This window comes from bacterium, from assembly GCA_026416715.1.
GTDB lineage: Bacteria > UBP4 > UBA4092 > JAOAEQ01 > JAOAEQ01 > JAOAEQ01.
Genome location: JAOAEQ010000017.1, coordinates 58,817 through 68,869, shown reverse-complemented (window position 1 = coordinate 68,869; position 10,053 = coordinate 58,817). Strand labels below are relative to the sequence as shown.

Below are 10,053 nucleotides of genomic sequence, written 5' to 3'. Positions count from 1 at the left end.
GTGCAGCGACGGTGCTGGGTCAGACGCAGAAGGTATATTTGTACTTATATAGTTACGATAGTGGATATACGAAGATTATCGAGAGTGGGAATGCGATTTTGCAGCCGGGGAAATGGGTACCGGGACAATGGCGGCAGGTGCAGGTGGGATACCGACCGTTGACGCCATACAATGCGGTGCAGCTAGTGGCCATCAATCCGAGTGGGAATCCCTACCAAGCGATTTATTTCGATGCCGTTGAATTAAAACAATAACCACAGGGAGCTACACCGAAGCAAATTACGAACTCCGTAATTTGGTTAACATTCATACATTTGTGTAGTCTCATTAAGAGGTTACTTCTATTAGAAGGCACAAGCAAACTCACCATTGGTGAGTTTGCTTATATTCTTTTCTCAATTTCTCAATTCCTAAATTCACAAATTCCTATTCTAAATAACGTATCTTCTTTTGTTTAACCTGCCGAATTAAGGTACAATATTGAATACCTAATTAGTTAAATGATTAAAATTAGAGAAATTAGTTGACTAAAAAGAAAAAACGAAAGAACGAAAGGAAGAAAAAACAAAAGAACAAACTAGGGTACTGAGATTATATTCTTCTGCTTCTTAGTTCTTAAGTTTTTTAGTTAAAATGTATTATGAAACGGATAGGTGTTTTAACCAGTGGTGGTGATGCGCCGGGGATGAATGCGGCGATTCGCGCGATCGTTCGAACCGGGATATATCATGGATTCGAAATAATCGGGATTATGCGCGGGTTTGAAGGGTTGATTCAAGGTGAGTTTATGCCGATGAATTTATCATCAGTAAGCGGGATTCTGAACCGGGGCGGAACGATTCTAAAAAGCGCACGAAGTCAAGCGTTTCGAACTAAAGATGGACAACAGCTGGCAGTTAATCAGATAAAAAGACATAACCTTGATGCGATTATAACTATCGGCGGCGATGGGACATCACATGGCGCGCATGAATTAGCTGGATGGGGTGTCCAAGTTATCAATGTTCCGTCAACGATAGATAACGACCTTGCTGGAACGGATTATACCATTGGATTTTGGACTGCGGTAACCACTGCGCTTGAAGCTATTGATAAAATCCGGGATACCGCCACCTCGTATGACCGGTTATTTGTCGTTGAAGTTATGGGTCGCGAACATGGATACATTGCGCTGCAGACCGGGTTAGCTGGCGGTGCAGAATTTATTTTAGTTCCGGAAATTCCATATACGGTAGATTCGTTATGTGAGAAACTCGAAGCGGGGAAACGGCGCGGGAAATCCAGTAGTATTATCGTCGTTGCTGAAGGCGCAGGGGATGCCGCTGAACTTGCCCAGCAGATTAAAGATAAAGTCGGATATGACACTCGATATTGTGTTATCGGTCATCTGCAACGAGGCGGAATACCGGTCGCGTTCGACCGGATACTTGCGAGTCGGCTCGGTGCGCGAGCCGTTGAACTCATCGAATCCGGTGAAACGGATAAAATGGTTGGAATAGAATCGAATCGGTTCTCGGTATATCCACTACCATACTCTTGGCAGCAGACGAAACCAATCCAGCTAGAACTCTATAATCTCGGACAAATCTTAGCGACTTAACCACTAACCATAAGGTTCGCAAAGTTTAGTCAAGGGCGCAAGATAGAGTCACCATGCAAAAGAAGCGTAAGCATTTTTGGTTCTGTTTTTTCCCTATTTTCCTTTTAGTAATCTTAGGCCTATATACCTTCGGATTTCTGTTTAATTCCCAGCCGTTTATTTATGATGATAATAGTTTCCATTATTTTTCGCTGTATTATGCGGTAACTCAATCCGTTCCGGTTCATCATCGGCTGGTTGATTGGAATCCATATTGGTTCGCTGGGATTCCGGAACTGCAATTTTATCCGCCGGGGTCGATTTTTTTGGGTATCTTGTTCTATTATCTCTGTTTAACCCTTGTTCCCATCGGGCAGATATACAATTTCATTCTGTTATTCGCCTTATTTTTCCCAGTAATAACGAGTTATTATTTCCTTCGAAAATCTGGATTCGGGTATATCGCCGGATTCTTCACCGCATTGTATCTCCTCATCCTGCTCGAGCTCGGGAACGCCAGCGGCGTATTTTATGGTGTTCTGGTCGGATTAACGAATTCACGGATTGCGCTCGGATTCTATCCGTTAATTCTCTGGTTCGGTATCAAGAATCTGGTTGCGAAACCGAGAAAACGCAATATCGCTGGGTTAGCAGGATTATTTGCTCTTGCGTTGGTGTGTCATCCATACCATATCTTTTTGCCGATATTCGGATTAATCGCAATGCTCTATGGATTCAAACGAACGAAACAATGTTCATTGCGGAAATCACTGAACGTTTTCGGACTTGCGATTCTACTAGGGTTAGGGTTAAGTGCGTTCTGGTGGGTGCCGCTATTTATCCGGCATAATTATGTTTCTTCACTTCAAATCTGGTCAGGGCAGGAAACCGGGAATCAATTCGCAGCATTACTAGCGTTACTCTCCTCATTAGCGGATGGGAAAACCAATCTCTTTTTCCTGCTCTTATATCTCGTCAGTGCGGTTTCGCTCTTGAATCCGAATCAGCCGGTTCGTCAGAAAGCTATCCTAGCCGGGTTGGTCGTTACTCCGCTCTTAATGCTTGGATTTCTGACTTTCGTTCAGCTCATTCTAATCCCGATATTCCATTTCTATTTTCTCGATGTTGTTCGATTGAAAGACGGATTCCATTTTGCGGTTATCCTCACTAGCGGGATTGGAATCTATGAACTCATTGCAAAATGCAGAATTAGCATTGCAAATTTTACAGTTAAACTGCTGCCTGCTCAATTTGGAATGAGAATTGTGTATCCATTTCTAATCACGTTATTTCTCCTGATTATTCTCCTCGGTATTTTTTGGTTTTCAGGAACGATACTCTGGACATTTTACGATTTCTCGCAAGGATATAACCGAATTGGATTCCTACCGACGGTGGTTAAAGAATATCAACTGGATGAACTTTGGAAACACCTGACAGAAGATAAAGGCAAGAACCCAGAAGGCAGAAGTCAGAATTATTATACCTCTGCAATTGATGCAGGAAGAATTCTCTTCACCGCAAGTTCGTTGAAATATAAAACATTACCCCCGCAATTCCAGACGCATAGTATGAGTTTAACTCCAATATATACTGGCCGGCAGATTATCGGCGGATTGAATACGCCATTTTATACTGTAGCGAGTTATCTCTTTTTCGGCAAGAAAGCGCCAATCGTTATCCGGCAAGAAGCGGATTCGCTGGATAATCGCTCGCTGCTGGGCGTTCCTTGGGAGCTGATGGAAGAATCGCGGTTATTCGCGTTCTGCCGAAAAATGAATATCACGACAATTGTTACTAACCGCAATGAAGATAAGGTTATTGCGTTTTTCAACCGTAGTTCAACCTTCCGATTGGTTCGAGAAATCGATGAATTTAATATCTATGATATACCTTCTTATACTTCGAGCTGGATTGAATACGATACTACGCGCGCAGATATTCAAGTTACATCTTTTTCAGGAGACCGGATAACCTTATCCGTTCAATCTGCAGAAACGGACGTTCCGGTTTTAGTTAAAGTTGCATACTATCCCTGCTGGCAAGCAACGTTATCCAAATATCAAACGTCAAATTCCAAATTCCAAATTACTATACTTGCTGATGAAATAGGGTTAATGCGATTAACCCTGCCGAAAGGAGAAAATTATCAGGTTGAATTGACCTACCGAAACACTTGGGCGGAAACCCTTGGCTGGATTCTTACCATAACCAGTTTCATCGGAATAGGATTGACGTTTTATTTTACCCGCCGCAAGATAACTCGACCGAAATCGCCTGATTTAGGATAGCTAAAACCGGTCGGACGGTTGACTGATTCCGGAGCAGCTACGAACGAGATAATATCTCGTTCGTGGACACCCCGCCTGTAGATATAATGGTTTTTACATAAAATTATATAAGAAGTACGGAATTATTGATTTAATGAACGTAATATTTTACTATTTGCGGCTTTTTTCCCAAATAGCGTGTGTATAAGCGGTAGAACTAGCATCTTGGGTAAGATATCCTTGTTTGCGGAGAAGTTCAACACAGCGGTTAAATTCGTTGAGATTAAGATATCCGAGCGGATACGATTTTTTAACTGCAGTCGGTTCACCTAACGACATCGTAGTCAATTCCGGCCGGATAAGTTTGATGATTTCGCGCAATCCTGCAAGTTCATGTTCCCGTTTCAAGATATTCTGAGTATCATAACTTAAGACAATCTCTACCGCTTCACCTGGATTATCGAGCGCGTATTGCCATCCTTTTAGAGTTGCACGCAAGAAGCGTTCACAGAGTTCCGGTTGTTCGTGTAACGTCTTTTCCGTAACAAAAATTCCGTCTTCTAATAATCCCCACGGTAACGTTTGTCCAGAAACTTCAAGTGGGGTTGCAGCATCAAAAATAGTCAGAGCAGTTGTATCAATGCCTTTTTCAAGTAGGGTTATGTAACCGTCATAGACCATAACTGGAATAGCATCAACCTGATTCTCAAGGAACGGTTTTATCGTTTTCTTCTGCGGGAGAAGTTTAACAATATTTGCATCGAGTCCCGCTAGGGTTAAAAAGGTCATAATTCCATATTCGCGGTTTTTCGACCAGAGTCCGAGCCGTTTATGGATCAAATCAGTTGGTTCTTGAATCCCGCTGGATTTTTTAGCAATAATCCGCAACCCGCTCCGTTGAAAAATTTGGGCGATATGAACCAATGGTTTCCCTTTATCCCTAGATACCAAGAGATTAGGAAGCCAGGTTACGCCAAACGTTTCATTTCCTGATAAGATATACTCTTCCGGAGCATCTTCCCAATCGCTCGGATTGATTTTAACCTCTAACCCTTCCTGAAGATAAAATCCTTTCGTTAGTGCGGTATAATATCCAGCATATTGGACTCCGAGTTCTCCATTCAACCGTAACGTGACTCTCTCTAGTTCATTTCCTATTCCTTTTTTGGAAGAACCACAGCCGGTTAGAAAACAAAGGCCAAACACCAAAATCCAAATTCCGAATGAAAGTTCTAAAAGCTTTAACCGGAACGATGGAACGGGCAAACGCCAAAATCGTAGCGGGATTATGATTTGCATTTTTGATGTATGCTGTATTTGACATTTACGATGGGACATTTGGATTTCTCTATATTTAATCTTTATTGATTCTTAATCTAACTCCCATTGTGCCATCGTTATGGTCGAGTTCACTACCCAACAAATCTTTTCCACGATAGATGAATACGGTATTAGGTTCTCGTTCCCATTCGTTAAACAGATACTGGATTTGGGTGTCGAACGTCGCTTGGTGCGGGATTAACCGAATTTCCGCAAGACAACCGGATTTTATAAGTTGTGCCGTAGGTGTTCGAAACGCAAAATAGATGCTACCGGAAGTCGTATCTTGCGCGACTGTCTCTTGAGTCCATCCAGCAAGTAATACTGTGTTAATATCGAATAGCGGAGTATATCCATGAAAAATGTGCGGGTCATATTTAAGGTACATAGCGATTTTATCTGCATAAACGCCTTTCGGATTTTCAAGCATTAATCGAATTAACGTTGTCGTTCCGATTTTAATTTCGCCAGATTTTGGTATAGTAATAATATAGAAGGTTACCGACCCGCGTATCGGGATACCTGATGCTGAAGGAGATGGAGCACGAGGTGTTGTATCCGGAGCGAATAATCCTGGCGGTACCTTAATGAATTCACGGCGGAGTTCGATTTCGCGAGTTTCCGCCGAAGCTGGGTCGGTTCGCGGAATAGTGATGGTTAACCTAACTGAGGTACCGACTTCTCCCCGCAGTTGAGCGACAATTTCTTCGAGTGTTTTTCCGGCAGTAGGTTCCCCATTAATCGCAACGATACTCGCCCCGGTAGGTAACTCTGCTTTCTCCGCAGGAGTATTGGGAAGTACCCCAAGGATAGTAAATCGGTTACCGTCTTGCGATATTTGAATTCCTAACCCGCCGAATCCGATTTCTTCAGCGATAGCTAGCGATATGCTAAATGATAGTAAACTGATATATAATATATATCTACAATAATCCAGCATAGTTTTTCAATGCTCGTATAAAATTATTGTAGCATTGTCTTATCAGTATAGTAAAGGAAATACGCAAATTCATTTTGACATAATTCGCATTCAATGCTATAAAATATAGTTATGATAACCGTATTGAACGTACTGGAGGAATATTCGTTTTGAATACAAGTCTAAACCAACTTATCGAATTACAAAAAATTGATACCCAAATCATATCGCTTCGAACGAAATTGGATGAATTACCGAAAAAATTGAATGAACAAAAACAAGCGCTGAATACGTTAATTGCGAAATGTGACGCAGCTCGCCAAACGTTTGAGCAGCTTTCCAAAGACCGGCATACCTGCGAAATGAACCTTAAAGAAGACGAAGAGAACGTTAAAAAATTCAGTGTCCAGCTTTATGCAGTTAAAACGAATGAACAATATAATGCGCTGAAACATGAAATTGCTCTAGCGAAAGAAAAAATTTCAAAAACAGAAGATAAAATTCTTGAATTGATGGATAAAATTGATAATATCAAACGTGTCTGGGATGAAGAAAAGAAAAAAGTTGAAGAAGGAAAACAGAGGTTCGCTGAAGAAGAAAAGAAAATCCACCGCGAGGAGGCAGAATTAAAAGAGCAAATAGCACGCTATGAAACAGAACGGGCAACGTTAGCGAACAATATCGAACCGAGTCTATTAAACGTCTATCAACGAATTAGTAAGCGATATAATGGCTTAGCGCTCGTTTCAATTAAAGGTGATGTTTGTCAAGGATGTTTTCTTCGTCTTCCGCCGCAAGTGGTGAATGAGGTGAAAAAGAATGAGCGAATTATTAAATGCGAGAACTGTGCGCGGATTCTCTATTGGAATGAAGAGGATAATGTGGTACAAAAATAGGTCATTACCTTGAACGAGAACCGAGCATATACCCCTCAATGAAACAACAAACTATTTTATCGTATGGCAGGAACTAACACATCAACTCCACCGCGATTAGGTGATTTACTACTTCGATATAACCTGATTTCTAGAGAGCAACTTGCGGCTGCATTAGAAGAACAGAAAACAACGAAAAAACGGCTTGGGGCAATTCTCATCGACCGGCAGATCGTAAGCGAAGATGCGGTAAACTATGTGCTAAGCGAACAACTGCAGCTACCGTATGTTCAGCTTTCGCCGGATATGGTAGATCCGGCGGTAATCTCGTTAATCCCCGTAGAGGTTTTAGAGAAATATCAAGCGGTTCCCTTATTGAAAGTGAATGATGAATTAACGATGGTTATGGTTGACCCGACTGACCAGGAAGCCATAACGGTCTTTGTCGTGCAAACCGGTTGTAAAATTAAACCAGCAATTGGATTAAGCAGTGCAATTCGTAATGTTATTGAAGTAGTATTTAAGAAAAACGGAGGTCGGCATCGGGCGAAAAAACAACCTATCCACCAGTTTGATTTCGAACAGCGCGAAGTATTTCAAGCGGCGTTAGATTTAGCTGACCAGATTCTGAAGATAACGAATGGTTTTCCAGCAGAACTTCAGCGGACGTTAGGCGATGAAATGCGCGCCGCCGTAGTAACCCTACTAACGTATACGGCGCAAAACGATGACCAAGCCGCACAAAATCAGATTCGAAAATATATCCCGCTATTGTTGCTTGCGAAAAAACATCAACTCATTGACGAATCAATCTTTACTGAATTACGGAATCGATGTTTAACCATATATAATCAATTAGAAAGTTCAACAATTTCTGGAATTGCCATGGTGTAGTGTTACCCAGCGAAATTAGGATTGAGTATAGCTATGGATATTGCTACAATGTTAACTAAGTTGAAAGAAGAATCGGGGTCTGACCTTCATCTTTCTGCTGGCGTCCCGCCGATGATGCGCGTTCATGGAAAACTCCAGCTGATTGATGAAAAACCATTATCGAAAGAAGACCTGCATATCCTGTTATATGATATTTTAACCGATGACCAGAAAGCGAAATTCGAAGCGAATCTAGAAATGGATTTCTCGATAGAACTGGAGAATATTGCTCGATTCCGAGTAAATACGTTTTATCAGCGGCGTGGAGAAGGGGTTGTATTTCGTATCATTCCAACCAAAATTAAAACAATTGCTGAACTCGGATTACCGGAAACATTATTACAGTTCACGCATCTCCATCGCGGTCTCGTTTTAGTTACCGGGCCGACTGGTTCCGGGAAATCAACGACGTTAGCTGCGTTAATTGATGCGGTGAATGAAGAACGAGAAGACCATATTATTACTATCGAAGACCCGATAGAGTTTGTCCATCATAATAAACGATGTATGGTTAACCAGCGCGAAGTAGGTTCCCATACCAAATCGTTTGCGAATGCGTTACGCGCTGCGTTACGAGAGGACCCGGATGTTATTTTAGTTGGTGAAATGCGGGATTTAGAAACAACCGCAATGGCGATTTCTGCAGCGGAAACCGGTCATTTAGTTTTTGCTACGTTACATACCAACTCTGCTCCGCAAACGATTGACCGGATCATTGATATTTTTCCGACGCATCAACAAGCGCAAATTCGCGCGCAATTGAGTGAATCGTTAGCTGGGGTGGTTTGTCAGACCTTAATCCCGACCGTGGATGGTATGGGTCGGGTTTGTGCGCTAGAGATTATGGTGGGTACGCCAGCGGTACGAGCATTAATTCGCGAAGGAAAAACGCATCAATTACCGTCAATCATTCAGACCAGCGCTAAATTCGGGATGCAAAGTCTTGACCAGCATCTGAAAACGTTGGTAATGCAAGGGAAAATTAAAGGGGTAGATGCGTATGAACGCGCGATTAATAAAGAAGCGTTTGCGCAATATGCTCCAATGAAATAGAGGCGGACAGCGAAATCTGAAACATACGATATGGCGTTTAATATTGAAGAATTATTAAAAATCACTGCGGAACGACAAGCATCAGATTTATATCTGATTGTCGGGAGTCCGCCGGTAATTCGGATCCAGGGGATAAATCAGCCGTTAGATATGCCGGAGTTGATGCCTCAAGATACGCAGGGAATAGCGGACTCGATTATGACCGCTGAGCAGAAACGAACGTTTTCCATCGATCCGGAAATCAATCTAGCGTATTCTCTGCCTGGAATCGCTCGGTTTCGCGGAAATATCTATAAGCAGCGGGGTACTGTAGCGTTGGTATTTCGTCAAGTCCGAACCGTTATTCCCACGATAGATGAACTGGGGTTACCGCCAATATTAAAGCAATTAGCATTAGAACCGCGTGGATTGATTTTAGTAACCGGTGCGGCAGGTTCCGGCAAATCAACGACGCTTGCGGCAATGATTGAGTATCGGAACCAGGAGAAAACCGGGCATATTATTACGCTGGAAGATCCCATCGAATTCTTACATACTAATAAAAAGAGTCTAGTTTCCCAACGAGAGGTCGGAACGGATACCGTGTCGTTTGAAAAAGCATTATTATCTGTTCTGCGGCAGAGTCCGGATGTTATTCTCATTGGTGAAATGCGGAACGTTGAAACGGTAACTGCTGCGATTAATTATGCTGAAACCGGTCATTTAGTTCTGAGCACACTCCATTCAACCAATGCAAATCAGACGATGGAACGGATTTTACAATTTTTCCCACCGCACGAGCATGGTCGCGTATACACCCAGTTATCCTATAATTTAAAAGCGATACTTTCCCAACGGCTTATACCTAAAGGTGATGGGTCAGGGCGAGTAGTGGCAATTGAGATTATGCTGAATACACCGCGAATTGCAGATATCTTACGTAAAGGAGAAATTTTGCAGCTTAAAGCGACCATTGCTGCGGGAACAAAAGACGGAATGCAAACTTTCGATCAGGCAATATTTGAATTATATAAAAATAAAATTATCACGCTCGATGATGCATTACTTGCTGCGGATAGTCCGAACGACTTAAAACTTCGGATTCGCGGGATGACATCAGGCTAA

At 42.2% G+C, this 10,053-nt stretch carries 9 protein-coding genes; 7 read left to right on the top strand and 2 right to left on the bottom strand.

The annotated features are described in order from the left end of the window. The 3 genes from N3A72_08380 to N3A72_08370 all read left to right on the top strand — a co-directional run. Nucleotides 1–254 (top strand): hypothetical protein (locus tag N3A72_08380; GenBank protein MCX7919604.1); only part of this gene is annotated, 254 nt, incomplete at its 5' end. A gap of 386 nt (nucleotides 255–640) precedes the next feature. After that, the gene (pfkA, locus tag N3A72_08375; GenBank protein MCX7919603.1) at nucleotides 641–1,600 is read left to right on the top strand and encodes a 6-phosphofructokinase; all 960 of its coding nucleotides are present in this window, start codon (nucleotides 641–643) and stop codon (nucleotides 1,598–1,600) included. Nucleotides 1,601–1,653: 53 nt separating this feature from the next. Beyond that, entirely contained in the window at nucleotides 1,654–3,870 is a 2,217-nt protein-coding gene (locus N3A72_08370; protein MCX7919602.1) for a hypothetical protein, read from the top strand. 150 nt (nucleotides 3,871–4,020) lie between these two features. On the opposite strand, the gene N3A72_08365 is transcribed toward N3A72_08370, so the two are convergent. Together N3A72_08365 and N3A72_08360 are read right to left on the bottom strand one after the other, a co-directional pair. After that, entirely contained in the window at nucleotides 4,021–5,148 is a 1,128-nt protein-coding gene (locus N3A72_08365; GenBank protein MCX7919601.1) for an ABC transporter substrate-binding protein, read from the bottom strand. A gap of 55 nt (nucleotides 5,149–5,203) precedes the next feature. Continuing rightward, nucleotides 5,204–6,109 (bottom strand): PDZ domain-containing protein, encoded by a 906-nt coding sequence (locus tag N3A72_08360; protein ID MCX7919600.1) that lies wholly within the window; start codon nucleotides 6,107–6,109, stop codon nucleotides 5,204–5,206. A gap of 149 nt (nucleotides 6,110–6,258) precedes the next feature. Between N3A72_08360 and N3A72_08355 the strand changes: the two genes are divergently transcribed. From N3A72_08355 to N3A72_08340, 4 genes are all read left to right on the top strand, one after another. Further along, a complete protein-coding gene (locus N3A72_08355) occupies nucleotides 6,259–6,984 on the top strand; it encodes a C4-type zinc ribbon domain-containing protein (protein ID MCX7919599.1) in 726 nt (241 codons plus the stop codon). 63 nt (nucleotides 6,985–7,047) lie between these two features. After that, nucleotides 7,048–7,857, top strand: a complete 810-nt coding sequence (locus N3A72_08350) for a hypothetical protein (GenBank protein ID MCX7919598.1) — start codon at nucleotides 7,048–7,050, stop codon at nucleotides 7,855–7,857. 33 nt (nucleotides 7,858–7,890) lie between these two features. Next, on the top strand, nucleotides 7,891–8,949 hold the full coding sequence (locus N3A72_08345; GenBank protein MCX7919597.1) for a type IV pilus twitching motility protein PilT: 1,059 nt from the start codon (nucleotides 7,891–7,893) through the stop codon (nucleotides 8,947–8,949). 30 nt (nucleotides 8,950–8,979) lie between these two features. Next, entirely contained in the window at nucleotides 8,980–10,053 is a 1,074-nt protein-coding gene (locus N3A72_08340) for a PilT/PilU family type 4a pilus ATPase (protein ID MCX7919596.1), read from the top strand.

Excerpts from the sequence above, each read along its gene's own strand:
- pfkA (MCX7919603.1), top strand. The coding sequence starts at position 641 with ATGAAACGGATAGGTGTTTTAACCAGTGGTGGTGATGCGCCGGGGATG.
- N3A72_08370 (MCX7919602.1), top strand. The coding sequence starts at position 1,654 with ATGCAAAAGAAGCGTAAGCATTTTTGGTTCTGTTTTTTCCCTATTTTC.
- N3A72_08365 (MCX7919601.1), bottom strand. The coding sequence starts at position 5,148 with ATGCAAATCATAATCCCGCTACGATTTTGGCGTTTGCCCGTTCCATCG.
- N3A72_08360 (MCX7919600.1), bottom strand. The coding sequence starts at position 6,109 with ATGCTGGATTATTGTAGATATATATTATATATCAGTTTACTATCATTT.
- N3A72_08350 (MCX7919598.1), top strand. The coding sequence starts at position 7,048 with ATGGCAGGAACTAACACATCAACTCCACCGCGATTAGGTGATTTACTA.
- N3A72_08345 (MCX7919597.1), top strand. The coding sequence starts at position 7,891 with ATGGATATTGCTACAATGTTAACTAAGTTGAAAGAAGAATCGGGGTCT.
- N3A72_08340 (MCX7919596.1), top strand. The coding sequence starts at position 8,980 with ATGGCGTTTAATATTGAAGAATTATTAAAAATCACTGCGGAACGACAA.